Annotated in this window: 21 protein-coding genes; 10 read left to right on the top strand and 11 right to left on the bottom strand. The window is 75.1% G+C overall.

Features of this window, described 5'->3' with window-relative positions:
* Window positions 1-27: 27 nt before the first annotated feature.
* Entirely contained in the window at window positions 28-1,269 is a 1,242-nt protein-coding gene (locus tag ABD994_RS11235; protein ID WP_345414153.1) for a cytochrome P450, read from the bottom strand.
* Between the two features lie 117 nt (window positions 1,270-1,386).
* On the opposite strand from ABD994_RS11235, the gene ABD994_RS11230 reads away from it, so the two are divergent.
* The 4 genes from ABD994_RS11230 (at window position 1,387) to ABD994_RS11215 (ending at window position 4,602) form a co-directional block, all read left to right on the top strand.
* Window positions 1,387-2,574 (top strand): cysteine desulfurase family protein, encoded by a 1,188-nt coding sequence (locus ABD994_RS11230; RefSeq protein WP_345414151.1) that lies wholly within the window; start codon window positions 1,387-1,389, stop codon window positions 2,572-2,574.
* Window positions 2,575-2,641: 67 nt separating this feature from the next.
* On the top strand, window positions 2,642-3,718 hold the full coding sequence (mnmA, locus tag ABD994_RS11225; protein WP_345414149.1) for a tRNA 2-thiouridine(34) synthase MnmA: 1,077 nt from the start codon (window positions 2,642-2,644) through the stop codon (window positions 3,716-3,718).
* Window positions 3,719-3,754: 36 nt separating this feature from the next.
* Window positions 3,755-4,234 carry a hypothetical protein gene (locus tag ABD994_RS11220; RefSeq protein WP_345414147.1) on the top strand — a complete coding sequence of 160 codons (480 nt, stop codon included), beginning with the start codon at window positions 3,755-3,757 and terminating at the stop codon, window positions 4,232-4,234.
* Window positions 4,235-4,245: 11 nt separating this feature from the next.
* Entirely contained in the window at window positions 4,246-4,602 is a 357-nt protein-coding gene (locus tag ABD994_RS11215; RefSeq protein WP_345414145.1) for a PRC-barrel domain-containing protein, read from the top strand.
* Between the two features lie 8 nt (window positions 4,603-4,610).
* Here the strand turns inward: ABD994_RS11215 and ABD994_RS11210 are convergent, their stop codons facing one another.
* Genes ABD994_RS11210 through ABD994_RS11195 form a run of 4 tightly spaced genes read right to left on the bottom strand, consistent with a single transcriptional unit; the run spans window position 4,611 to window position 9,328 of the window.
* The gene (locus ABD994_RS11210) at window positions 4,611-5,504 is read right to left on the bottom strand and encodes a cyclase family protein (protein WP_345414143.1); all 894 of its coding nucleotides are present in this window, start codon (window positions 5,502-5,504) and stop codon (window positions 4,611-4,613) included.
* A complete protein-coding gene (locus ABD994_RS11205; RefSeq protein WP_345414141.1) occupies window positions 5,501-7,927 on the bottom strand; it encodes a xanthine dehydrogenase family protein molybdopterin-binding subunit in 2,427 nt (808 codons plus the stop codon). The genes ABD994_RS11210 and ABD994_RS11205 overlap by 4 nt, the downstream gene beginning before the upstream one ends.
* Entirely contained in the window at window positions 7,924-8,436 is a 513-nt protein-coding gene (locus tag ABD994_RS11200) for a (2Fe-2S)-binding protein (protein WP_345414139.1), read from the bottom strand. The genes ABD994_RS11205 and ABD994_RS11200 overlap by 4 nt, the downstream gene beginning before the upstream one ends.
* The gene (locus ABD994_RS11195) at window positions 8,429-9,328 is read right to left on the bottom strand and encodes an FAD binding domain-containing protein (RefSeq protein ID WP_345414137.1); all 900 of its coding nucleotides are present in this window, start codon (window positions 9,326-9,328) and stop codon (window positions 8,429-8,431) included. Before ABD994_RS11195 ends, ABD994_RS11200 begins: the two co-directional genes overlap by 8 nt.
* 265 nt (window positions 9,329-9,593) lie before the next feature.
* Here ABD994_RS11195 and kce point away from each other — a divergent pair, with 265 nt between their 5' ends.
* Both kce and ABD994_RS11185 read left to right on the top strand, forming a co-directional pair.
* A complete protein-coding gene (kce, locus tag ABD994_RS11190; RefSeq protein WP_345414135.1) occupies window positions 9,594-10,526 on the top strand; it encodes a 3,5-dioxohexanoate:acetyl-CoA acetone transferase in 933 nt (310 codons plus the stop codon).
* Between the two features lie 15 nt (window positions 10,527-10,541).
* On the top strand, window positions 10,542-11,630 hold the full coding sequence (locus ABD994_RS11185) for a LacI family DNA-binding transcriptional regulator (protein WP_345414133.1): 1,089 nt from the start codon (window positions 10,542-10,544) through the stop codon (window positions 11,628-11,630).
* Here ABD994_RS11185 and ABD994_RS11180 read toward each other — a convergent pair.
* Window positions 11,590-13,278 (bottom strand): helix-turn-helix domain-containing protein, encoded by a 1,689-nt coding sequence (locus ABD994_RS11180; RefSeq protein WP_345414131.1) that lies wholly within the window; start codon window positions 13,276-13,278, stop codon window positions 11,590-11,592. The two genes, ABD994_RS11185 and ABD994_RS11180, sit on opposite strands and share 41 nt — an antisense overlap.
* A gap of 100 nt (window positions 13,279-13,378) precedes the next feature.
* Here ABD994_RS11180 and ABD994_RS11175 point away from each other — a divergent pair, with 100 nt between their 5' ends.
* Genes ABD994_RS11175 through ABD994_RS11160 form a run of 4 tightly spaced genes read left to right on the top strand, consistent with a single transcriptional unit; the run spans window position 13,379 to window position 18,387 of the window.
* Window positions 13,379-15,415 carry a hydantoinase/oxoprolinase family protein gene (locus tag ABD994_RS11175; RefSeq protein WP_345414129.1) on the top strand — a complete coding sequence of 679 codons (2,037 nt, stop codon included), beginning with the start codon at window positions 13,379-13,381 and terminating at the stop codon, window positions 15,413-15,415.
* The gene (locus ABD994_RS11170) at window positions 15,412-17,361 is read left to right on the top strand and encodes a hydantoinase B/oxoprolinase family protein (RefSeq protein ID WP_345414127.1); all 1,950 of its coding nucleotides are present in this window, start codon (window positions 15,412-15,414) and stop codon (window positions 17,359-17,361) included. Before ABD994_RS11175 ends, ABD994_RS11170 begins: the two co-directional genes overlap by 4 nt.
* Window positions 17,358-17,591 carry a hypothetical protein gene (locus tag ABD994_RS11165; RefSeq protein WP_345414125.1) on the top strand — a complete coding sequence of 78 codons (234 nt, stop codon included), beginning with the start codon at window positions 17,358-17,360 and terminating at the stop codon, window positions 17,589-17,591. The genes ABD994_RS11170 and ABD994_RS11165 overlap by 4 nt, the downstream gene beginning before the upstream one ends.
* A gap of 10 nt (window positions 17,592-17,601) precedes the next feature.
* On the top strand, window positions 17,602-18,387 hold the full coding sequence (locus ABD994_RS11160; RefSeq protein WP_345414123.1) for an enoyl-CoA hydratase/isomerase family protein: 786 nt from the start codon (window positions 17,602-17,604) through the stop codon (window positions 18,385-18,387).
* Here the strand turns inward: ABD994_RS11160 and ABD994_RS11155 are convergent.
* The 5 genes from ABD994_RS11155 to ABD994_RS11135 are packed head-to-tail and all read right to left on the bottom strand — an operon-like array spanning window position 18,372 to window position 25,044.
* Window positions 18,372-19,532: a 2Fe-2S iron-sulfur cluster-binding protein gene (locus tag ABD994_RS11155; RefSeq protein WP_345414121.1), complete on the bottom strand. Its 1,161-nt coding sequence runs from the start codon at window positions 19,530-19,532 to the stop codon at window positions 18,372-18,374. The two genes, ABD994_RS11160 and ABD994_RS11155, sit on opposite strands and share 16 nt — an antisense overlap.
* Window positions 19,529-20,359: an FAD binding domain-containing protein gene (locus tag ABD994_RS11150; protein ID WP_345414119.1), complete on the bottom strand. Its 831-nt coding sequence runs from the start codon at window positions 20,357-20,359 to the stop codon at window positions 19,529-19,531. Before ABD994_RS11150 ends, ABD994_RS11155 begins: the two co-directional genes overlap by 4 nt.
* A complete protein-coding gene (locus tag ABD994_RS11145) occupies window positions 20,356-21,135 on the bottom strand; it encodes an enoyl-CoA hydratase/isomerase family protein (RefSeq protein WP_345414117.1) in 780 nt (259 codons plus the stop codon). The genes ABD994_RS11150 and ABD994_RS11145 overlap by 4 nt, the downstream gene beginning before the upstream one ends.
* Before the next feature lies 1 nt (window position 21,136).
* Window positions 21,137-23,512, bottom strand: a complete 2,376-nt coding sequence (locus ABD994_RS11140; protein ID WP_345414115.1) for a xanthine dehydrogenase family protein molybdopterin-binding subunit — start codon at window positions 23,510-23,512, stop codon at window positions 21,137-21,139.
* On the bottom strand, window positions 23,509-25,044 hold the full coding sequence (locus tag ABD994_RS11135; protein WP_345414114.1) for a class I adenylate-forming enzyme family protein: 1,536 nt from the start codon (window positions 25,042-25,044) through the stop codon (window positions 23,509-23,511). Before ABD994_RS11135 ends, ABD994_RS11140 begins: the two co-directional genes overlap by 4 nt.
* Window positions 25,045-25,125 lie beyond the last annotated feature (81 nt).

Below are 25,125 nucleotides of genomic sequence, written 5' to 3'. Positions count from 1 at the left end.
GATCGAGCGAGGGTGCCCCTCGCTCGTTCAGGGACGGCGCGGGGTGAACGTCACCGGGAGGTGCGAGATCGCCCAGGTGGTCCCGATCGTCTCGACGACGTCGGCGGGGTCGGTGAGGCGGAGGTCGTCCATCGCGGCCAGCGCCTCCTCGACGGCGACCTTCATCTCGGCCCGGGCCATGTGCATCCCGACGCAGACGTGCGAGCCGAACCCGAAGGCCATGTGCCGGTTCGGGCGGCGGTCCAGGTCGATCTCCTCGGGCCGCCGGAACGTCCGCGGGTCGTGGTTGGCGCCCGCCCAGTTCAGGTAGACGCGCTCGCCGGCCCGCAGCTCGCGGCCCCCGACGACGCAGTCGCGGGTCACGGTGCGCGTGTGGGAGCGGGTCGGCGTCGCGTAGCGCATCAGCTCCTCGATCGCGTCGGGGATCCCCGCGGGCTCCGCCCGCAGCCGCGCGGCCACGTCGGGGCGCTCGGCGAGCAGCAGGAACACGAAGCTCATCGTCGAGGCCGTCGTCTCGAAGCCCGCCGGCAGCAGGATCATGCAGTAGTCGAGGATCTCGGTCTCGTGCAGCGGCCGGTCGTCGACCGTCGCCGCGCACAGCAGCGACACGATGTCCTCGCCGGGCGCCCGCCGGCGCTCGGCCGCGAGCGCCCCGAAGTACTCGTAGACCTCGGCGGCCGGCCCGCCGTCGGCGCCCTCGCCGCGCACCAGGGAGACGGCGAGCTCGGCCAGGCGGTCACGGTCGGGCTCCGGGACCCCCATCGCCTCCATCAGCGAGTGGGCCGCCAGCGGCGTGCAGAACTGCGCGAACAGCTCGGCGCGGCCGTCGGGGAGGAGACCGGCCAGCAGCGTGCGCGTCACCTCGCGGTAGGCGGGCTCCCGCGCCGCCTGGGCCGACCGCGACAGCGGTGGCGCGATGATCTGCTTGTACTGGCGGTGCAGCGGCGGGTCGGACTCCATCGGGATGACGGGCCGGGTGTTGCCGAGGTCCTGGAGCAGCACCGGGAACGCGGAGAACGTGGTCCCCTCGGCCCGGTGCACCTCCTGGATCTCGTCGTACCCCGAGACCGTCCAGATCCCCGATCCGTAGCCGTCGGTGCGGGTCACGGGGCACGTCCGCGCCATCTCGCCGGCCACCCGGACGTACCGGCCGCGGGTGAGGGTCTCCGAGAGCGGGTCGAAGTGGTCGCGCAGGTACCCGGGGTCGTCGTGGGCGCCGGCCGGGCAGCCCGGCGCCCAGTAGCCGGTGTCGGGTGTCGTGTCCGTCATGGCGCCTCCCGCCCGCCGACGGTAGTGCCCGGTGCCGGCCCGCGACCACGTCGTCACCCTCGGTGCTCCACCGCGGGGGAGACCGGGCGTGCACGAGGGGATTACGCTCGCGGGTCGATGACGTACCTCGACCACGCGGCGACCACGCCGATGCTGCCGGAGGCGGCGGCCACCCTGACCGAGGCGCTCGGGCGCGTCGGCAATGCGTCGTCGCTGCACTCGGCCGGACGGCGGGCGCGGCGGGCGGTCGAGGAGTCCCGCGAGACGATCGCCGAGGCCGTCGGGGCCCTGCCCTCGGAGGTCGTGCTGGCCACCGGGGGCACCGAGGCCGACAACCTCGCCCTCAAGGGCCTGTACTGGGCCCGCCGCGCCGCCGACCCGCGCCGCACCCGCGTGGTCGTCTCCGCCGCCGAGCACCACGCCGTGCTCGACGCCGGCGAGTGGCTCGCCGAGCACGAGGGCGCGGTGCTCGACGTGCTCGACGTCGACGCGCAGGGCCGCGTCGACCCGATGACCCTGCGCGCGCTGCTCGCCGGCCACGGCGACGAGGTCGCCGTCGTCAGCGTCATGTGGGCCAACAACGAGGTCGGCACCGTCAACGACGTCGCCGCGCTCGCCGAGGTCGCGCACGAGTTCGGCGTGCCGATCCACACCGACGCCGTGCAGGCCGTCGGCGCCGTGCCCGTCGACTTCGCCGCGAGCGGGGTCGACGCCCTGTCGCTGACCGGGCACAAGCTCGGCGGCCCCGTGGGCGTCGGCGCCCTGCTGCTGCGCCGCGACGCGGCCTGCACGCCCCTGCTGCACGGCGGCGGGCAGGAGCGCGACGTGCGCTCGGGCACCCTCGACGTGCCCGGGACGATGAGCCTGGCGACGGCCGTGCGGGCCGCCGTCGCCGACGTCCCGCGGCGGACCGCGCTGCTCACCGCCCTACGGGACGACCTCGTCGCGCGGGTCGTGGCCGAGATCCCCGACGCCCGGCTCAACGGCGTGCCCCTCGACCGCCCCGGCGAGCGCCTGCCCGGCAACGCGCACCTGTCGTTCCCCGGCTGCGAGGGCGACAGCCTGCTCATGCTGCTCGACGCCCGCGGCATCGAGTGCTCCACCGGCTCGGCCTGCACCGCCGGCGTCGCCCGCCCGTCGCACGTCCTGCTGGCCATGGGCCTCGACGAGGACCTCGCCCGCGGCTCCCTGCGCTTCTCGCTGGGCCACAACTCCACGTCCGCGGACGTCGACGCGGTGGTGGAGGCGATCGGCCCCGTCGTCGAGCGCGCCCGCCGCGCCGGGGACGCGCTGGCGCGGTCGTGATGGCCTCCGGCCTCGTGAGTGTTCTGGGTCGCCATCACGACCCGGATCACGCACCTGGGCAGCGCCCATGAGGGTCCTGGCCGCGATGAGCGGCGGGGTCGACTCGGCGGTGGCGGCGGCCCGGCTGCGCGACGCCGGGCACGACGTCACCGGCGTGCACCTGGCGCTGTCCGCGAAGCCGGCGACGATGCGCGAGGGGGCGCGGGGCTGCTGCTCGGTGGAGGACTCCCGCGACGCCCGCCGCTGCGCCGACGTGCTCGACATCCCGTTCTACGTGTGGGACATGGCCGCCCGGTTCCGCGACGACGTCGTCGAGCCCTTCGTCGCCGAGTACGCCGCGGGCCGCACGCCGAACCCGTGCCTGCGGTGCAACGAGAAGATCAAGTTCACGGCGGTGCTGGAGCGGGCGCGGGCGCTGGGCTTCGACGCCGTCGGGACGGGGCACTACGCGCGCCTGGACGGGGACGGCGTCCTGCGCCGCGCTGCCGACCCGGACAAGGACCAGTCCTACGTCCTCGGCGTGCTGCGGCCCGACCAGCTCGCCGGCGCGCTCTTCCCCCTCGGCGACAGCCCCAAGACGGCCGTGCGGGCCGAGGCGGCCGAGCGCGGGCTCGTCGTGGCCGAGAAGCCCGACAGCCACGACATCTGCTTCATCCCCTCCGGGGACACCCGCGGGTTCCTCGCGGCGCGGATCGACGAGGCGCCGGGGGAGATGGTCGACACCGCGGGCGAGGTCGTCGGTCACCACCGCGGGGTCCAGGACTTCACCGTCGGCCAGCGGCACGGCCTGGGCATCCGCCGCCCGGCCCCTGACGGCCGCCCCCGCTACGTCCTGGGGCTCGAGCCGGTGAGCCGCACGGTGCGCGTCGGGCCCGCCGAGGAGCTCGACGTCACCGCCCTCCACGCCACGAACCCGGTCTGGCTCGGCGCGGAGCCGGGAGGCCCGGCGGACTGCGTCGTGCAGGTCCGCGCCCACGGCGGTCTCGCGGCCGCGACGGTGACGGTCGTCGACGGCGGGGTCGACGTCCTGCTCGCCGAGCCCCTGCGCGGCGTCGCACCGGGCCAGGCGGCGGTGTTCTACCGACCGGACCCGGCCGGCGACGTGGTGCTCGGCAGCGCCACGATCGCCTCCACCACGCGCTGAGGACCGTCTAGCGTCAGGAGTAGAATCGGTCACAGCATGACGAGCAACTGCATCGGGTGCGGCCGCGAGCTGTCCGCGGAGCGCGCCGAGCTGGGGTACACCTACTGCACCGCGCCGGCCTGCCAGGCGGAGTACCGCCGGGGCCCGACGGTCACCGCCGTGGCCGTCAACAAGAGCGGCGACGCCTTCCGCGTCGTCGAGCCGGACGAGATCGCCGCCCGGGCGGCGGCGGGCGAGCTCGCCACGAAGAACACCGGGCTGGGCACCGAGCACGTGTCCGCCCCGGCCGCCCCGGCCGCCCCGCGGGTGCCGGCACCGCGGCGGTCGACCGAGCGCCGCCGCCCCGCACGGACCGCCGCGCCGTCCTGGACCCCGGCCCAGGAGAAGATCATCCGGCTGTACGCCGACATGGGCCTCTCGCCGCGGCGGATCGCCGAGCGGGCGCGGGAGAACACGCCCCGGTTGGGCGTCACCGAGGCGCTCGCCGTGCGCGTCCTGTCGGCGCCGCGCCGCTAGGCTCCCGCGCCGTGGGCTTCGAGGCGGAGAACATCCGCGACTGGCAGGGCAAGAACGTCGTCGACCCGGCCGGCGGCAAGATCGGCGAGCTCGAGGCGGTCTACGTCGACACCGTGTCCGACGAGCCCGCCTTCGCGACGGTCGTCGTCGGCATGATCGGGCGTCGTCGGCTCGCGTTCGTGCCGCTCGCCGGGGCGACGGTCGCGCCGGACCACGTGCGCGTGACGGTGGCCAAGGACCTCGCCAAGCACGCTCCGACGATCGACACCGACGGCGAGCTCGCCGCCGAGGACGAGCCCGCCATCTTCGAGCACTACGGCCTCGCGCCGCACTCTCCGGGCGCGGCCCGGCGCCTCGCCCGGCGCTGAGCGACCCGTCAGACGATCGCGACCGGGTCCAGCATCGACCCCGTCGCGCCCTGGATCTTGAGCGGGAGCGCCACGAAGAGGAACTCGTACACCCTCGCCCGCGCGAGCTCCTCGAGGTAGATGGACTCGAAGAGGTAGATGGCGTGCTCGATGAGCAGCAGGCTGTGCACCGGCTGGGGGTTCTCGGGGTCGCCGTAGTCGGGCGGCGGCTGGACCTCGAAGGTCTCGGTGTCGCTGCCCGCGGCCACCACCCCGCGATCGAGCATCCAGCGGGCGGCGGACAGGTCCGGGCCGGCCGTGGCGTGGCGGGTCATCGCCTCGGTGTCCGGCCAGTGCCCGAGGTACCCGGTGCGGAAGAGCACCACGTCCCCGGCCCGCACCTCGACGCCCTGGTGCGCCGCGACGGCCGCCAGCTCGTCGGCGTCCACCACCGACGACCGCGGCAGCGCGTCCACACCCCGGTAGCCCGGGACGTCGATGAGCACGCCGCGCGAGATGAACGGCGGCAGCTTCGAGGCGTCGCCCCGTCGCGGGCCGCTGTCGCCGAGGTGCTCGCGCGGGTTGCCGCCGCCGTACCAGTGGTCGTCGTCGCCGATGGTGACGTGGGCCAGCGCGTCGACGTGGGCGCCGCTGTGCGACGTCGCGCTCAGCAGCTCGGCCATGTACCCGTAGCCGACGCCGTTGCGCGGGCCCCACGGCTGGGCGCCCTCGGCGCGCAGCCCGCCGGGGGTGCGCGCCATGCTCACCCGGAACGGCGGGTGTGCGCCGAACAGCGGCATGTCGGTGAACCGCGGCACCGCCAGCGAGAAGACCTCGCCGCGCGTGGGCAGCGCCAGCGCGGCGAGGATCTCCTCCGGGCCGCGGAAGGCCGCCGGCCCGCGTTCCGGGTCGACCGCCGTCACCGGCGCTCCTGCGCGTCGGCGACCATCCCGACCACGCGCTCGGGCGTCATGGGCAGCTCGTCCACCCACACCCCGAGGGGACGCAGCGCGTCGTCGACGGCGCTCGCGATCGCCGTCGGCGCGACCAGCCGGCCGCCCTCCCCGGCGCCCTTCACGCCGTACTCGGTGAACGGCGAGGGCGTCTCGAGGTGCTCGAGCACGATCTCGGGGACCTCGTGCATGCTCGGCAGCAGGTACTCCCGCAACGTCGGCGTCTCGAGCTTCCCGTCGGCGTCGCCGTAGCGGTACTCCTCCATCAGCGCCGCGCCGATGCCCTGCACGATGCCGCCGATGACCTGCCCCTCGACCAGGGCCGGGTTCATCACCGTGCCGCAGTCGTTGACCACGTAGTAGGCGCGCAGCTCCACGTGCCCGGTCTCGGGGTCGACCTCGACGATCGGGATGTGGCAGGCGTGGGAGACCATCGGGTAGAAGGCCCCCAGGTCGCTGCGGTCGGCCGTGGGCGGCGTGAAGTACGGGTGGTCGTAGGTGTGCACCGCGACCAGGCCGCTGCTCTCGGCGCCCTCGGTGCCGTCGTTGAAGAGGTGGGCCCGCATCCCGACCTCGGCCATGGTCATCGAGGTCCCCGGCGCCCCCTTGGCGCGGAAGACGCCGTCGACGCACTCGACGTCCTCGGGGTCCATCTCCATGGCGTGCGCCGCCACCCGGATCATCTTGTCCTTGACCGTCCGCGCGGCGCCGCGGGTGGCGCCCGAGAGCATGATCGTGACGCGGCTGCCGCCGGGACCGGCCGAGATCGCGCCGCTCGTGGAGTCGGCGTAGGCGACCGACACCGACGACGGGTCGATGCCGAACTCCTCGGCGACGACCTGCCCGACCACGGTCTCGGGGCTGTTGCCCCACAGCGGGCAGCCGATCGTGGCGCGGACGCCGCCCATCGCGTCGACGTCGATCTTGCAGCTCTCCGGGGTGCTGGTCGCCGGCAGCGGTGCCTCGTCGCCGTAGAGGAACCACCACTCCGAGGCGTTGTAGCCCGAGCGCTCCTGGCAGCTCGCCAGGCCGATGCCGAGGTAGCGGCCCTCGGCGCGCAGCCGCTCCTGCTCCTCGCGCCACCGGTCGAGCCCGGCGATCTCGAGCGCGCGGTCGAGGACCGCCTCGTAGTCGCCGCTGTCGTAGATGTTGCCCGTCGGGATCTTGTACGGGAACTGGTCGGGCTGGATGAAGTTGCGCCGCCGCAGCTCGACGCGGTCGATGCCCATCTCCAGGGCGGCCTTGTCGACCAGGCGCTCGAGGATGAAGTTGCCCGGGTCCGCGCCCGCGCCGCGGAAGAAGCCCTGCTGGACCTTGTTGGTCAGCACGCACGAGACGTCGTAGCGCAGGCTGCCGATGCGGTAGGGCCCGACGGGCTGGGCCACCGCGTTGCCGTGCTGGCCGTGGGCGAACTGGAAGTAGGCGCCGTAGTCGTCGATGATCCGCAGGACGAGGCCGAGCATCTCGCCGTCCTCGGCCAGCGCGAGCTCGGCGTCGTAGATCCGGTCGCAGCCGACGTTGTCGTTGGCGGCGACGTTGTCGGTGCGGTCCTCGAGGTACTGCACGGGCCGGCCGCACGCCTTGCTGAGCGCCCCGGTGATCGAGACGACCTTGGTGATCAGGTGCTTGCTGCCGAAGCTGCCGCCGACCGTGCACGGGATCATCCGCAGCCGGTTGGTCGAGACCCGCAGGATCCCGGCGAACGCCCACGGCAGGAAGTTGATGAAGTTGCTGTTGGAGTACATCGTCATCGACTGGCCGTAGGGGTCCCAGGACGCCACCGCGCCGGCCGTCTCGATGGGGTGGGCACCCATCCGGTGCCACCGGGCCTTCGCCCGCACGACCGTGTGCGCGCGGGCGAGGTCGCCGTCGACGTCGCCCCAGTCCAGGCTGCGGTGGAAGACGACGTTGGAGTCCAGCGTCTCGTGGACGCGCGTCGCCGACGGCTCCATCGCCGCCACCGGGTCGACCAGCGCGGGCAGCAGCTCGTACTCGACGCGGATCTTCGCGCACGCGTCCTCGGCGGTGTAGCGGTCGGTCGCCGCGACGGCGGCGACGGCCTCGCCGGGGTACCGCACGCGGTCGACGGCGATGGCGCGCTGCTCGACGGGCTCGGCGCAGAAGGCCGGCATCGGGTCGACGAGCTCGGCGGCCGCCGCGCCCGTGAGGACCACCACCACGCCGGGCAGCGCCTCGGCCTCCGAGGTGTCGATCGAGACGATCTTCGCGTGGGCGTGCGGGCTCTTCAGCACCGCGCCGTACAGCATCCCCGGCAAGACGACGTCGCCGATGTAGCCGGCCCGCCCGGTCAGGAGCTTCGGGTCCTCCTTGCGCGCGACGCTCTGCCCCACCCAGCGACGGGTCCCGGTGACGGGCTCCTCGACGATGCTCATGCCCGCACCCCGCTCTGCTCGCTCTGCTGCTGCTCGGACATCAGCCGGCCGGCCGTGCACACCGACCGCACGATGTTCTGGTAGCCGGTGCAGCGGCACAGGTTGCCGCCGAGTGCCTCCTCGACGTCCTCGCGGTCGGGCTCGGGGACGCGTTCGAGCAGCTCGCAGGCGCCCATGAGCATCCCCGGCGTGCAGAAGCCGCACTGGAGGCCGTGCTCCTGGGTGAACGCCTGCTGGATCGGGTGCAGCGTGCCGTCGGCCCCAGCCAGCGACTCCACGGTGCGCACCGACGCGCCGTCGAGCTGGGCGGCGAAGACCAGGCAGGACCGGGTCGCGACGTCGTCGACGAGCACCGTGCACGCCCCGCACACGCCCTGCTCGCACCCCAGGTGCGTGCCCGCGAGGGCCAGGTCGTTGCGCAGCAGGTCGGCCAGCAGGGTGCGGGGCTCGGTGAGGAGGTCGTGGCGGGTGCCGTTGACGGTGATCCGGATGCGGACCTTGTCAGGCATGGGTGGTCTCCTTCGGCGAGGTCGCCCGCGCGACGGCGGTGCGCAGGGCCCGGGCGGTGAGCACGCGGGCGAGGTGACGACGGAAGTCGGCCGAGCCGTGGCAGCTCGGGATGGGGTCCAGGCCGTCCGCGGCCCGGGCCGCGGCCTCGGTGAACGCGGACGGGTCGTCGGCACCGACGACCGCGGACTCGACGGCCGGGAGGCGCACGGGCCGCTGGTGGGCGCCGCACAGTGCGACCCGGGCCTGCGCGACACGGCCGTCGTCGCCCAGCCCGACGACCGCCGCGGCGCCGCAGACCGGCAGGTCGCCCTGGCGGCGGGTGAGCTCGACGAAGGCGCTGCCGGAGCGGCCGGCGGTGACCGGCACCTCCACCCCCACCACCATCTCGTCGGGGGCCAGCGACGTGCGGAACGGGCCGGTGAAGAAGTCGTCCGCGGCGACGGTGCGCTCGGCGGCGCGGCTGCGGACCTTGACGAGGCCGTCGAGCGCGAGCAGCGCGGCCGGGAGCTCGGCGGAGGGGTCGGCGAACGCGACGCTGCCGACCACCGTGCCGCGGGCACGCACCGGCGCGTGGGCCACCTGCGCGCCGGCCTCGGCCAGCAGCGGGGCGTGGGCGGCGACGTCCCCGGAGAGCTCGCTGGTGCGCTGGCGGACCAGGGCGCCGAGGCTCAGGGTGGACGAGCCGTTGTCGTTGGTCACGCCCAGCGCATCGAGCCCCCGCACGCGGTTGATGTCGACCACGACGGCCGGGCTGACCTGGCGGGCGTTCATCATGCGGACGAGGCTCTGTCCGCCCGCCAGGACCCGGGCGTCGTCGCCGTGCTCGGCGAGGACGTCGAGGGCCTCGTCGAGATCCCGTGGTGCCGCGTACTCGAACGGCGCAGGCTTCATGGGCACCTCCGGGTGCTGGTGTGCTCGACCGGCGCCCCGGCGGGCGGGTCGGGAGGGCGGCCGGCGAGGTGGTGTCGGGGTGCCGGCAGCGCGGACCGCGAGGGTGTGCCCCAGGTCACACCGCCGACGATGCTGGCGGGTGGCTCCGGTCTTAAGCAACGTTAAGTTGGCAGCAGTTCGGCCCCTGGCGTCCGAATGGCCCCGGCCGCTGCGACGCCCGGACTTAACGTTGCTTAACGCTCCGTGGCGGCCCGACGCTCACGCGGTGTCCGAGACGCGCAAAGTGATCATCACCTGTGCCGTGACCGGCGCCATCCACACGCCGTCGATGTCGAAGTACCTCCCGGTCTCGCCGGGCGAGATCGCCGAGGCCGGGCTGGGTGCCGCGGAGGCCGGGGCCGCGATCATCCACCTGCACGCCCGCGACCCCGGGGACGGCCGCCCGTCGCAGGACCCGGCGCACTTCGTGCCGATCCTCGACGAGTTCAAGCGGCACACCGACGCCGTCGTCAACCTCACCACCGGCGGCTCGCCGCACATGACGGTGGAGGAGCGGATGCGCCCGGCCCGGGAGTTCGCGCCCGAGCTCGCCTCGCTGAACATGGGGTCGATGAACCTCGGCCTCTACCCGATGCTCGGCCGGTTCAGCGAGTTCGAGCACCCGTGGGAGCGCGAGCACCTGGAGAAGAGCCGGGACCTGGTCTTCAAGAACACCTTCGCCGACATCGAGACCGTCCTCGAGATCGGCCGCGCGGGCGGCACCCGGTTCGAGTTCGAGTGCTACGACACCTCGCACCTCTACAACCTCGCCCACTTCCGGGACCGCGGCCTGACGCAGGGCCCGCTGTTCGTCCAGACCGTGATGGGGCTGCTCGGCGGGATCGGGCCGCACCCCGAGGACCTCATGCACCTGCGCCGGACCGCGAACCGGCTGTTCTCCGACGGCCACGAGTGGTCGGTGCTGGGCGCCGGCCGCCACCAGATGCCGCTGGCGGCCATCGGCGCCGCGGCGGGCTCGCACGTCCGCGTCGGGCTCGAGGACTCGCTGTGGATCGGCCCGGGGCGGCTCGCCGAGGGCAACGCCGAGCAGGTCACCCGGGTCCGCGACATCGTCGAGGGCCTCGGTCTCGAGATCGCCACGCCCGACGAGGCCCGGGCCGTCCTGGGGCTGAAGGGTCGTGACGCGGTCGGCTTCTGACGGCAGGCTGTCCCCGTGACCGGGGACACACGACCGCGCCCGGGCGTCGGCGCGCGGCGCGTGTCGGCGGCCGAGGTCGCCCGCCGGACCGGGGTGTCGGCGGCGACCGTCTCCTACGCGCTCAACGGGAAGCCGGGCGTCTCGGCGGAGGTGCGGGCCCGCGTGCTCGCGACCGCCGCCGAGCTCGGGCACCCGCTCGACCGCTACGCGCGGGCGCTCGAGCCCGAGCCGTCCCGGGTCCTCGGGCTGGTGCTCACCGACATCAGCAACCCGTTCTACTCCGAGTTCTCCGCCGGGACGATCGACATCGCCCGGGCCCAGGGCTACGAGGTCTTCGTCGCCCACACCCAGGAGAGCTCGCCGACGCTCGACACGGTCGTCCGCACGATGATCGCCCGGCGGGTGGACGGGATGGTCCTGACCTCGCTGCACACCGACGACGGCGACGCCATCCGCCTGCTGCGCCGCGCGGAGATGCCGTTCGTGCAGGTGAGCCGGCGGATCCCGGGGCTGCGGGCCGACTTCATCGGCGTGGACGAGGCGGCGCTCTCGGCGGACGTCCTGCGCCACCTCCTGGGCCACGGGTACACCGATCTCGCGATCGTCACCGGCACCCGGAGCTCGTCGTCGTCGGCGGAGCGGGCCCGGACGTTCGTCGCCACCGCCGCCGAGCTCGGGGTCCCGCTGCCTCCCCACCGGCGGTTCATCGCCTTCCTCAACGCCGAGGGCGGGCGCCGGGTCGCGCAGCACCTCATCGACGCGGACGACGTCCCGCGCGCCATCGCGTGCGGGTCCGACGCCATCGCCTCCGGGGTCATCGGGACGCTGCGCGAGCACGACCTGCGGGTGCCCGAGGACGTCGCCGTCACCGGCATCGACGGGGTCTTCCCCGGCGCCTCGATGCTGACCGAGCTCACCACCGTCACGCTCTCCCGGCGCCTCATGGCGCAGGCCGCCGTGGAGCAGCTCATCCGGCGCATCGACGGGCGCGGCGGCGGCGCGCTGGACGAGACCGTGCCGCACACCCTGCGCATCGGCACCAGCTGCGGCTGTCCCCGCCCGGTCACGGCCGGGCCGCGCCGGCCTGCACCGCCCGCACCATGAGCGCGACCTGCAGCTCGAACAGCCCGTCCCGGCGCCGCGGGTCGCAGCGGGCGAGCGTCGCGACGCGGCCCAGGCGGTAGCCGATCGTGTGCGGGTGCACGTGCAGCGCGCGGGCGGTGTCCGCCGTGGAGCACCCGCGGCGCAGCCACTCCCGCAGCGTCGCGACGAGGTCGGTGCCCCGGGTGCGGTCGTGCTCCTCGAGCGCGCCGAGACGGTGGTCGGCGAGCCGGCGCAGACCGTCGGGGGTGCCGGTCTCGAGCAGGAGCCCCGCCACGCCGAGGTCGTCGAGGTCGAGCACGCCGCGCGTCCCGGCCCCGACGGCCAGCGCGTGGGCGGTGCGGACCGTCCGCCAGGCCGGGGGGTAGCCGTCGGTGGCCGTCACCGTCGGGCCGATGACGACCGGCCCGTCGACCCCGGCGAACGCCGCCGCGAGCCGCTCCCGGTCGCCCTCGGGGACCAGGACGACGAGCGCGCCCTCGTGCTCGCCGACCAGCGCCGACCCGCCGGGCAGGGTCGCGGGCGCGGCACCGACCGGGGCCAGCACGACGGTGTGCGGGCGGCGCAGGTCGTGGTGCAGGGCGTCGGAGCGGGCGAGCAGGCTGCGCTCGTCGCCGGTGCCGCTGACCAGCTCCACCGCCAGGTCGCGGGTGAGCCGCAGCTCGGTCTCGACGGCCTGGCGGTGCGTGAGCAGCTCCAGCGCCACGAGCAGGGAGAAGCGCTCGATCGCCGCGCGGTCGGCCCACCCGTCGGTCCGCGCCACCCACAGGCGCGCGACGAGCTCCCCGGCGACGGCGATCGGCACCACCCAGGCGCAGGCCGCGTCGCCCAGCGGGGCCCGCACCGTCGTCCGGCGCTCGTCGACCGCGGACAGCGCCCGGCGCAGCGCCCGGCCCCGCACGACCGGCGGCACCCCGGCCACCCCCGGCCCGGCCCGCCCGAGCGGCGAGCCCTCCGGGGTCTCCAGGGTCACCGACGCGTCGACCGCGGCGGCGAGGGCGTCGAGGACGCCGTCGAGCCCGGCGTCGTCGAGCAGGAGGCGCATGACGTCGCGGTCCTGCGCCTCGGCCCGCTCCAGGCGCCGGATGGTCTCCTGCTGGCTGGCGCGCAGCCCGGCGGTCGTCAGCACGGTCCCGGCGTACTGGGCCATCAGCTCGGCGGCCGCCAGCTCGTCGGGGGCGAACTCCCGCACGCGGTCCGTGTAGCCGACGAGCACGCCCGCGAGGTCGTCGGCCCGGCCGTCGACCCCGCCGAGCGGCACGGCGAGCACCGACCGGATGCCCTCGGCCAGGGCGAGGTCGCGCCACGGCCACGTCGGGTCGGTGGCGCCCACGTCGCGCAGCAGCACCGTGCGTCGCTCGCGGACCGCCTGCGCGGCGGGCAGGTCGGACTCCCGCCGGTCGGGGTGCACCAGCAGCGGGGCCCGGGCCTCGAGGTCGCGGCGGTAGCGCTCGGTGAGCGCGTGCCCGGCCTCCAGGACGAGGCGCTCACCGGCGGCGTCGAGCAGCATCACCGAGCACGAGTCGGTGCGCACGAGCGTGCAGGTGTGCCGGGCGATCCGGCTCAGCAGCGCCTCGCGGGGCTCGTCGGCGTTGAGCGCCCGCAGGATGTCCGCGGCCGCCGCCATCCACTCCGCGTGCGTCGCCGGCACAACGAACCCCCGTCCCCGTTGGTCGGGCAGCCATAGTGTAGCCGCGGGCCCCCGACGAGCATGTGCGCCAGGTCACTCGTCGATCGAGGGGGTTGCCCTGGTGTACCGGGTCGGGATCGACGTCGGGGGCACGTTCACCGACTGCGTCGCGGTGGACGAGGACACCGGCGCCGTGAGGACGTGCAAGGTGCCCACCACCCCCCACGACCAGTCCGAGGGGTTCCTCGCCGGGATCGACGCGCTCGGCATCCCGATGGCGGAGATCTCGCTGGTCCTGCACGGGTGCACGGTCGGGCTGAACGCCGTGCTCACGCGCACCGGCGCGACGATCGGGGTGATCACCACCGAGGGGTTCCGCGACGTCCTCGCCATGGGCCGGGGGCAGCGCCCCAGCGGCGACCAGTTCAACCCGCGCTGGCAACGGGCGTTCGGCGACGCCCGCGAGCCGTTCTGCCCGCGCTGGCTGCGGCGCACGGTGCCCGGGCGGATCGACCGCACCGGGCGCGAGGTCGTGGCGCTCGACGAGGAGGCACTGGCCCGTGAGGTCCGCTTCCTCGTCGGCCGCGGCGTGGAGGCGATCCTGGTCTGCTTCCTCAACGCCTACGCCGACGACAAGCACGAACGGCGCGCGGCCTCGATCGCCGCGGAGCTGGCGGACGTGCCGGTGTGGACGTCGACGGGTGTGCACCCGTGCTTCAAGGAGTACCCGCGCTTCTCGACGGCCGTGGTGAACACCTACGTCGGGCCGCCGGTGCAGCGCTACCTCGACCGGGCCGAGCGCCGCCTCGCCGACGCCGGCTACACCGGGCCGCTCATGGTGATGCAGTCCAACGGGGGCGTGCTCCCGGTCGGCACGGCACGGGACCGCCCGGCGTACACGCTGCAGTCCGGGCCGACCGGCGGCGTCACCGGCGCCCAGCGCGGCGGGCGGCGCCTCGGGGCGCCGGACCTCATCACCCTCGACATCGGCGGGACCAGCGCGGACTGCGCGGTGGTGGTCGGCGGGGAGCCCGTGCTGACCACCGAGCTCGAGATCGAGCACGACGTGATCATCGCGTTGCCGGCGATGGCGGTCCACTCCATCGGCGCGGGCGGCGGCTCGGTCGCCTGGGTCGACCAGCGGGGCGCCCTGCGGGTCGGTCCGCGCAGCGCCGGCGCGGTCCCCGGACCGGCCTGCTACGGCCGCGGTGGCACCGAGCCCACGGTGACCGACGCGCTGGCCGTCCTGGGCATCCTCGACCCGGCCCGGTTCATGGGCGGGGCGTCGACCTTCGACACCGACGCGGCGCGCGCGGCGTTCACGCCGATCGCGACGGCCACCGGCCTGGGCACCGAGGACGCCGCCCGGGCGGTCCTGGACATCGCGACCGCCGCGATGGTCGAGGCCGCCCGCGAGGTGTCGGTCTACAACGGCATCGACCCGCGGCGCTTCGGGCTCTACGTCTACGGCTCGGCGGGCCCGGTGTTCGGCGCCCGGATCGGGCGGGCGCTGGGCAGCGCGTCGGTGATCGTGCCCCCGTCGCCCGGGGAGCTCAGCGCCTACGGGCTCGCGCTCGCCGACCTGCGCCTCGACGTCGGCGAGCCGGTCGTCCGCGCCCTGGGCGCGCTCGCGCCCGACGAGCTGGAGGCGGCCTACGCGCGGTTGCGCGACGACGCCGGGCGGACCCTGGGCCGGGAGGACGTCGCCTACACCCGCTGGCTCGACGGCCGCTACCAGGGCCAGACCTGGGAGACCAACGGCGTCCCGGTGCCCGAGCGGCCCCTGGACGACGCCGCGATCGACGAGCTGCGCACCAACTTCGACGCCACCCACCGCCGCACCTGGGGCTACGCGGTGCCGCGCGCCGACGTGAAGGCGACGATGGCCCGCGTCACCGCCACCGTCGCGCTCGGGACGCCGGACGCACCCGCGCCCGCTCCGGCCGCCGGCGACGGACCCGCCGGCCGCGCGCGGGTGCACCTCGACGGGCGGTGGCGTGAGGTCCCGGTGGTGGCGCGCGACGGGCTGGCCGTGGGCGCGCGCGTCGAGGGCCCGGCGCTGGTCGTCCAGCCGACGGCGACGACGGTGCTGGAGGCGGGCGACGTGCTGACGGTGGACGCGACCGGCCACCTGACGATCGAGTGGGAGCGGGCATGAGCGACCAGGTCGCCCTCGAGATCATCCGCAGCGCCTTCTTCGCGACGGTGCGCCAGGCGGGCCGGATCATCCTGCGGTCGAGCTTCTCGCCGATCATCCGCGACGCGTTCGACTTCTGCGTCACGCTGATCGGCCCCGAGGACCTCGAGCGGGGCCTCGCGCACGACGTCGTGGCGATGAACGAGAGCCTCGCGCACTTCTCGGGCGTGATGCCGTTCATGGTGCGCAACCTGCTGTGGGAGTACGGCGTCGAGAACCTGTGCGCCGGCGACCTGCTCGCGATCAACAACCCGTTCAAGGGCGGCAACCACGTCTACGACAACGGGTTCTACAAGCCGGTCTTCGTCGGCGACCGGCTGATCGGCGGCGTCGCCGTCAAGGCCCACCTCATGGACATGGGCGGGGTCACCGCGGGCGGCTACTCGACGCGCAAGCGGTCGCTGTTCGAGGAGGGCGTCGTCATCGCGGGCGTGCCGGTCTACAAGGACGACCGACCGTGGACGCCCGGCTTCAACCTGTACTTCGACAACTCCCGGCTGCCCGACAACATGGTCGCCGACCTGCAGGCCATGCACAGCGCCTGCACGTTCGCCGAGGAGCGCCTCGTCGCCCTCGCGGAGACCCACGGCGTCGACACGGTGCACGACGCGATGGCGTACACGCTCGATTACGCCGACCGCTCGATGCGCGAGGGCCTGCGCGCGCTGCCCGACGGCGACTTCGTCGGCGAGGACGGCATCGACGCCGACGCGTTCCACGACACGCCCTACGTCGTGCGCACGACCGTCCGCAAGCGTGGCGACGAGGTCGAGGTGGACTTCTCCGGCTCGACGCGGGAGGCGGCGTCGTCGGTGAACTGCTCGGTGTTCGACGCCGCGAACGGCGTCTACACCGCGCTCAAGTTCCTCTGCGACCCGCACAACCCGAACAACGCCGGGGCGTTCCGGTGCATCACCGTCGTCGCGCCCGAGGGCACGTTCATCACCGCGCGGCCGCCGGCGGCGACCACGATGTACTTCGACGCGGCCGAGGCGGTGTTCAACGCCGTCACCAAGGCGATCATCTCCGGGGCGCCGCCGGGGTCGGGGTTCGGCGGGCACTACGGGTCGAACATGGGCCTGCTGATGACGGGCAGCACCGAGGCCCCGCCGTCGGGGCCGCGGCGCGCCGGCGGCGACGGCGTCGCGGAACGCCTCGCCGCGGCGACCCAGTCGATCCCGGTCGTGCTCGAGGACGGCGCGGGCTCGGGACGCAAGCTGTTCGTGGCGCCGATGCTCGCGCTCGGGGGCTTCGGGGGGTCCGCGGAGGGCGACGGCGAGAACTTCGTGTCGATGAGCCAGCAGAACCTCATGGACATGTCGATCGAGTCGATCGAGGAGGACCACCCGATCGTCGTCCTGCGCAAGGAGTTCGTCGCCGACACCGCGGGGCCCGGCGCGCACCGGGGCGGCGCGGGCGTCGTCTACGACCGGATGCTCGTCGGGGACGCCGACGTCTACCCGATGCTCCTGCACCTGCGGATCCTGCCGTGGGGCGCCGACGGCGGGGGCGCGGGACGGCCCGGCGGGGCCTGGATCGGCGAGCCGGACGGGGGCCCCGCCGCGCAGCGCTGGCTGGGCGCGGCCGACGAGGACGTCCGCCCGCTGGGCGGGTACTTCGACGGGTCCGGGACGGCCACGGCGCCGCACGAGGGCCGGTGGCACTCGGGCAACGCCGACATCGCCGCCGCCCCGGGGACGCTCCTGCGCGTGCGCACCCCGGGGGCCGGGGGCTGGGGAGCGGCGTGGACCCGCGATCCGGAGGCGGTCCTGCGCGACGTGCGCGACGGTTTCGTGACGCTCGACGGCGCGCGGGTGGACTACGGCGTGGTGATCCTCGGCGACGTCGACGAGGGGCCCGATGAGCTGTGCGTTGACCTCGAGGCGACGGAGGTGCTGCGGTCGTGACCATGCTCTTCGGGCGGCCCGCGGAGCCGGAGCGCACCGTCGTCCGTACCGACCTCGACGAGACGTGCCCGGCGTGCGGGAGCACGGCGGTGCAGGGCTACCCGCTGCTCGAGGTGACCGGGTGGTGCCTGGTCGCCCGCTGCGCCGACTGCCTGCACGTGCTGCGGCGCGAGCCCAGCCCGACGCCGTTCGGCTTCAGCTACGTGCCCTACAGCGTCCATCTCCGGTGATGATGTCCGCGTGGCGATCCGCGTGGAGACCGATCCCGCCGACCCCCGGGTGGCGGTGCTGACCATCGACCGGCCGGACGCGCGCAACGCGCTCGACCCCGAGCACCAGCAGGCGCTCGGCGAGGCCGTGGCGGCGTTCGAGGCGTCCGACGAGCAGCTCGTCGCCGTCCTGACCGGGGCGGGGGAGACGACGTTCTCGGCCGGCGCCGACCTCAAGCGCCTCATCCCGCCCTACCGCGACCGCGTGCGCGCCGGCGAGGACGTGCCGTGGAACTTCGGCGGCTTCACCGCCGTCGACCGCGCGAAGCCGCTGATCGCCGCGGTCAACGGGCACGCGCTGGCCGGTGGGCTGGAGATGGCGCTGGCGTGTGACATCCGGCTGTGCTCGGAGAACGCGACGTTCGGGCTGGCCGAGACGAAGTGGGCGATCATCCCCGGCGCCGGCGGCACCGTCCGGCTGCCGCGCGCGGTGCCGCTGGGGCTGGCGATGGAGATGGTCCTCTCCGGCGAGCCGATCGGCGCCGCCGAGGCGCACCGGGTGGGCCTGGTGAACCGCGTGGTGCCGCTCCCGGAGCTGCTGGACACGGCGCTGGCGCTCGCGCGGTCGATCGCCGACCGGGGCCCGCTCGCGGTGCGCGAGGCCCGGGCCCGGGTGCTCGACGGGCTGGGCCTCTCCCACGACGAGGCGATGGCCCGCGAGCACGACGCGTTCCTGCGCGTCATGCGCACGCGGGACGCGCTCGAGGGGCCGGCGGCGTTCGTCGAGAAGCGGGCGCCGCGCTACCGGGGGCGGTGACCGAGCCGCCGCAGCCGGTCGAGGAGGGTGGCGAGCAGCAGCCGCAGCGGGCTCGGTGTCCTCGTCGGCGCCTCGCCCGTGCGGGCGGCCTCGTCGACGGCCGCCGCGAACTGCTCGAACAGCCGCCGCGACACGTCGCCGGCCAGGGCGCGGCCGAACTGGGCGATCCGGCCGGACAGGTGTACGTCGGCGTCGGCCCACAGCACGGTGCCGCCGTCAGGACCGGGGTCGGCGGCGAGCCGGATGACGGCCTGCGTCGACGAGCCCCCGCGGTCGGTGCCCTGGGCGAGCAGGCGCAGGCGGTGCTCGGCCGGGTCGCGCTCCACGACGTGCGCGAGGCCGTCGAAGCGCAGCGACACCGGCCCGAGGGCGACGACGGCGCGTCCCCGGTAGCGGTCGTCGCCGAGGTCGGCGGTCTTCTCCGCGCCGGGCAGGCACGCGACGAGCCGGTCGACGTCGGCCAGCACGGCCCAGACGTCGTCGACCGGCGACGCGAGCTCGCTGCGGACCTCGACCGTCACCGTCGGCGGCCCGGAGGGGACCGTGACCTCTTCGATCGAGCGGGTGGACGTCCTGTCGTCCGACGTCGGCGTGGCCGCGCCGGCGCTGCCCGAGCGCCCGACCAGGGCGGGGGGCACGGCGCCGGCGGGTGGGGGGACGCCGTCGGGGTGGGTGCGGGCGACGTCGGCGACGGCGGCGAGGATCCCCCGGTAGCCGGTGCACCGGCACAGCACGCCGGACATGTCCTCGGGCAGGGTCTCCTCGGTGTAGGTGCCGCCGGCGAGCAGGTCGTAGGAGCTCATCAGCATCCCCGGCGTGCAGAAGCCGCACTGCAGCGCGTGGTGGTGGGCGAACGCCTGCTGCAGCGGGTGCTGGGCGTCCGCCGACCCCAGGCCCTCGACGGTCGTGAGCGAGACGCCCTCGCACTGCACCGCGAACAGCAGGCACGCCCGCACGGCCTCGCCGTCGAGCAGCACCGTGCACATCCCGCACACGCCGTGCTCGCAGCCGACGTGGGTGCCGGTGAGCCCCAGACGGTCGCGCAGCACGTCGGACAGCGTCGCGCGCGGGGGCACGCCGACGGTGACGTCGCGCCCGTTGACGGTCATCGCCACGTCGACCTGGGCGTCGGCCTCGACCCTCATGCGTGTGCCTCCCGGTGCGCCCGCGCGATCTCCCGCGCCGCCAGCACGCCCAGCAGGCGCGCGCGGTAGCCGCGCGAGCCGTGGGCGTCCCCGTCGGTGTCGACGACCTCGCGCGCCAGCGCGTCGGTGACCGGCCGCAGCGCCGCCTCCGCCGGGTCGTCGACGGTCAGCTCGCGGACCACGGGCCGGTCCGAGACCCCGAAGGCCGCGAGCACCGCCTCGTCGCCTCGCACCCGGACCGCCACCCCGGCCAGTGCGAAGTCGCCGTGGCGGCGGGCGATCTCGGCGAACCCGAAGCCCGCGCCCGGCGCCGCCACCGGGAACCGCACGCCCGTGACCAGCTCGTCCGGCCCGACGCTCGTGGTCATCGCGCCGGTGACGAGCTCCCGCGCGGCGACGGTGCGCTCGCCGCGGGGCCCGCGCACGACGACCGTCGCGCCCAGGCAGGCGGCGACGGCGGGCAGCTCGGCGGCCGGGTCGGCGTGGGCGAGGCTGCCGCAGACGGTGCCGCGGCTGCGCAGCTCGCGGTGCCCCACGAACGGCATCGCGCGCCCCACCAGCGGGACCGCGGCGACCTCGGTCGAGCGCTCCACGCGCCGCTGGCGCACCGCGGCCCCGATGTGCAGCTGCCCGTCCTCCAGGACCAACGAGTCCAGCCCCGGCAGCCGCGTGATGTCGACGAGCGTCCCCGGCCGCCCGAGGCGCATGGCGAGCACCGGCACGAGCGACTGCCCGCCGGCGAGCACCTTGGCGTCGCCCGCGGCGAGGACGTCCACCGCCTCGTCGACGGAGTCGGGGCGGCAGTAGGCGAACGGAGCGGCCTTCATCTCCCCGTGAACTCCGGCTTGCGCTTCTCGCCGAACGCCGCGACGCCCTCGGCGAAGTCGTGGCTCGACCGGAGCATCGCGTAGGCCTTCCGCTCCAGCTCGATGCCGGTGTAGAGCGGCGCGTCGATCCCGCGGTCGAGCACCTCCTTGGCCGCGCGCAGCGCCAGCGGGGAGAAGCCCAGCAGCTTGTCCACCAGCGCCTCGACGGCCGTGTCCAGCGCCGCGCGGTCGGGGTGCAGCTCGGCGACGAGGCCCCAGTCGGCGGCCTCCTGCCCGGTGATGCGGCGCGCGGTCATGACGTGGTGCTTGGCCCGCGAGAGCCCGATCAGCCGGGCGAGGCGTTGCGTGCCGCCCGAGCCCGGGATCATGCCGAGGTTCATCTCGGGCAGGGCGAAACGGCTGCGCTCGGTGGCCAGCCGGATGTCGCACGACAGCACCAGCTCCAGGCCGACACCGAACGCGTAGCCGTCGACGGCGACGACCACCGGCTTCGGGCTGCGCGCGGCGGCGGTGACCTCGTGGCCGAGGTCGGTGAAGTCGATCGGCTCGACCTCCATGAACCCGGCGATATCGCCGCCGGAGGAGAAGTGCTCGCCGTCGGAGCGGATCACCACGACCTGGACGTCCGGGTCGCGGTCGATCTCGGCGAAGCGCTGCGCCACCAGCGAGCGCATCTCCCACGTGATCACCGTGTACGGGCCGTGGGACAGCGTCAGGTCCGCGACGCGCCCGTCGTGCGAGCGCTCGAGCCGGACCTCGCCGCCGGTCAGTGCCATGTCAGTGCTCTCCCAGGAGGTCGTGGATCACCGATCCGTGCAGGGGCAGGGCGTCGATCACGACGCCGGCCGGGGCCAGGGCGTCGGCGATCGCGTTGGCGTAGGCCACGGGCAGGCTCATCGAGCTGCCCTCACCGCAGCCCTTGGCGCCCAGCGGCGTCAGGGGCGAGGGCGACGAGACGTGGTCGGAGACCAGGTCGAAGGCGGTCTCCGCGCTGGTCGGGCACAGGTAGTCCAGGAACGTCGCCGACGTCGGCTGGCCGGCGGGGGAGTAGCGGAACTCCTCGTACGCCGCCCCGCCGAGCCCGTGCACCAGCGCGCCCAGCACCTGCCCCTCGAGCAGGACGGGGTCGAGCACCGTGCCGGCGTCGTGGACCGTGGCGACGCGGTCGAGGGTCACCTCGAGGGTGTCCGGCTCGATCCGCACGCCCACCATCTCGGCCACGAAGCCGTAGCAGAGCGACGAGTTGATCTTGTCCTCCGAGGTCGCGGCCACGGCCTCGGGCGGCACGAACTCGCCCTCGGTCGCCAGCCGCGCCGGGGCGCCCGCCGGGAGGGCGCCCGGGTCCCAGTGCACGACGCCCGCCGCGTGCCGGAAGAGGCACGACGCGCCCGTGGCGGGGTCCCGCACCGACCCGTCCGCCAGCTCCAGCCCGTCGGGCGCCACGTCCAGCAGCACCGACGCGCCCGCGCGCACCGTCTCGGCGAGCCGGTCGACCGCGGCGATCACCGCACTGGTCACCAGCGGGGCGAAACGGGAGGAGTAGCTGCCGGAGGTGACGGTCCAGGGCGTCGTGGCGGTGTCCATGTCCACCACCGCGCGCACCTGCTCGACCGGGAGCCCGAGCCGGTCCGCGGCGACGCGGCGGGCCACCGTCGCGTGCCCCTGGCCCTGCGGCACCGAGCCGAGCAGCACGGTCACCACGCCCTGCAGGTCGACCGACGCGCGCACGATCTCGGTCGAGCCGGACTTGTCGCGTCCCGGCTTGCGCTCCGCCGCGGGCGTCGCCAGGCCGACGTAGCCGATGTTGGTGCCCGACGGGTCGACCACCAGCGCCAGCCCGACGCCGTAGAACGCACCCTCGGCCCGGGCGGCCTCCTGGCGGGCACGCAGCTCGGCGTAGCCGCCCTTGGCGAGCAGCACGTCCAGGGCCTGCTCGTAGTCGCCGGAGTCGTAGAGCCCGCCGGTCGGGGTGCGGTACGGGAAGGAGCGCACGAGGTTGCGGCGGCGCACCTCGGCGACGTCGAGCCCGGTCGCCGTCGCGACGGCGTCCATGAGCCGCTCGAGCCCGAAGTAGAGCTGCTGGCCGCCGAAGCCGCGGTTGAGCCCGGTCGGCGCGCGGTTGGTGACGGCGGCGCGGGCGCGGATCGCGACGGCGGGGACGTCGTAGGCGCCGGTGATGTTGCCGAAGCAGCGGTAGAGCGTGCTCGGCTCGGGCGGGCGCAGGTAGGCCCCGACGTCGTCGACGAGGTCGACCCGCAGCGCCCCGACCGTCCCGTCGCCGGCGACGGCCGCCTCGAACCCCATCGCGCGCCCCGCGCCCGACGAGCTCGCCAGCAGGTGCTCGACGCGGTCCTCGGTCCAGCGCACCGGCCGCCCGGCGTACTTGGACGCGAGCGCCATGAGCACGACGTAGGGGTAGATGCCGGACTTGATGCCGAAGCTGCCGCCGATGTCCGCCGGTACGTGCAGCCGGAACCGCGACACCGGCACGCCCAGCGCGCCGGCCGCGACCGGAACCATCGTGAACGGGCCGTGGAAGTTGGCCCACACCTCGACGTCCTCGGTGCCCCACGACGCGACAAGGCCGTAGCACTCCATCGGTACCGAGGAGTAGCGCGGGAACGTGTACTCGCCCCGCACGACGTGCTCGGCGCGCGCGAACGCGCCGTCGACGTCGCCGAAGGAGAACGTGCGGTCGGTGGCGACGTTGGTGCCGGCCTCGGGGTGCAGCAGCGGCGCGCCGGGCTCGAGCGCGGCCCGGGTGTCGACGACGACGTCGAGCGGTGCGTAGTCGACCTCGACGAGCTCGGCAGCGTCCTCGGCGACGTAGCGGTCGCTCGCGACGACCACGGCGACGGGCTCGCCGACGTAGCGGGCGACGTCGACCGCCGAGGGCAGGTACGGCATCGGCGTCGACGTGGACAGCGGGAACGGGCGGACGGCGGCGCGGACCTCGTCGGGGCCGATCACGGCCGCGACGCCGGGGTGCGCGCGGGCGCGCTCGAGGTCGACGCCGCGGATCCGCGCGTGCGGGTGGGGGCTGCGGACGACGGCGGCGACCAGCGTGCCGGGCAGCGGGTCGAGGTCGTCGACGAAGCGCCCGGCGCCGGTGACCAGCGCGGCGTCCTCGTCGCGGGCGGGGGTCCAGGTCACGGCGCGACCCCCGCGGTGTCGGCCAGCGGGACGTAGTCGCCGCTGGTCAGGACCCGGCGCAGGGTCTTGCCCACCGCCGAGCGCGGGACGGCGTCGACGGCGACGACGCGCTTGGGGCGGCGCAGGGAGGGCAGGCGCTCGCGGGCCCAGCCGTCCGCGGCGGCGACGGCCTCCTGGGCCGCGACGCCGGTGGCCGGCACGACGAACGCGGTCACCGCCTGACCCCACCGCTCGTCGGGCAGCCCGACCACGACGACATCGGCGATCGCCGGGCAGAACGCGAGGGCGGCCTCGATCTCGTCGGGGTAGACGTTCTCGCCGCCGGTGTTGATCATGTCGTCGACCCGGCCGCTGACCCACAGGTCGCCGTCCTCGTCGGCCACGGCGAGGTCGCCGGTGAAGTACCAGCCGTCGCGGACGGCCTTCGCGGTCGCGTCGGGCCGCATCCAGTAGCCGGTGAACGCCTCGGGGCTCGCCATCGACACCGCCACCTGCCCCTGCTCGCCCGGCAGGACCAGCGCGTCGGGCGGGGCGCCGGGGGTGGGGTCGACGAGCCGGACCCGGCTGAACAGCCCCGCGCGCCCGGCGCAGCCCGGCTTCGCCGCGACGTCCGGGCCGATGGTGAAGGTGTAGATCTCGGTGGAGCCGAAGTGGTTGACGAACGCCTCCGGCGCCACCGTCTCGACCAGCCGCTGCGCCAGCGCGGGGGCCATCGGTGCGCCCGCGTAGGCGAGGCGGCGCACCCCGGCGAGGGTGGCCGGGTCGGCCTCGCGCAGCAGCGACCAGAACATCGTCGGGACGAGGTAGAGCGACGTGACCCGCTCCCGCGCGACCAGCTCCGCGGCCTCGGCGGCGTCGAACCGGGCCTGGGGCACCCACGTCCCGCCGGCGAGCACGGTGGCCAGCAGCGTCCGCACGCCCATCGTGTGGAACAGCGGCATGACGCCGAGCACGACGTCGCCGGGTCGCTGCCCGGTCTGCACGAGGTGGGCGACGGCCGCGGCGTGCTCGGCCGCGTGCGTGCGCGGGACGCCCTTGGGCCGGCCCGTGGTGCCCGAGGTGAAGAGCATGACGCTGGTGTCCCCGGCCGCGGGCGCGGCGGGCGGCGCCGTGTCGGGCCGGTCGCGGGCGCGGTCCTCCAGCTCGGCGAGGTCGAGGTGCGTCACGGCCCGGATGCGCTCGTCCTGCAGCGCGACCGCCGTGGTCTCGGCCGTCGCGGGCTCGCTGACGACCAGGGCGGGCGCGGCGTCGGCCAGGCAGTGCGCCAGCTCGGACGCCCCGAAGCGCGGGGAGAGCGGCGTGGCGACGGCGCCGAGGCGCTGGGCCGCGAGGTGCAGCGACGCCGCGGGCTCGCCGCCCACGAGCGCGAGGGCGACCCGGTCGCCGCGGCGGACGCCGAGGTCGGCCAGCGCGTGGGCGAGGCGGGCGGTGCGGGCGTCCCACTGCGCGTACGTCATCGGTGCCGGCCCGCCGACCGCGCGCCGGGACGGGTGGCGCTCGACCGTCCAGGCCCACGCCGTCGCGACGTCCACGGCCGCCTCCCTGATCGTGCTCCGCTGCATACCGTCTGATTCGGACCGTATGGCAGATACCGTCGACCGGGCAAGGGTCGG

Origin of the sequence: Actinomycetospora chlora (assembly GCF_039542135.1) — a bacterium.
Lineage (GTDB): Bacteria > Actinomycetota > Actinomycetes > Mycobacteriales > Pseudonocardiaceae > Actinomycetospora > Actinomycetospora chlora.
The sequence above is the reverse complement of the archived record's forward strand: the minus strand, read 5'-3'. Positions and strand labels throughout refer to the sequence as shown.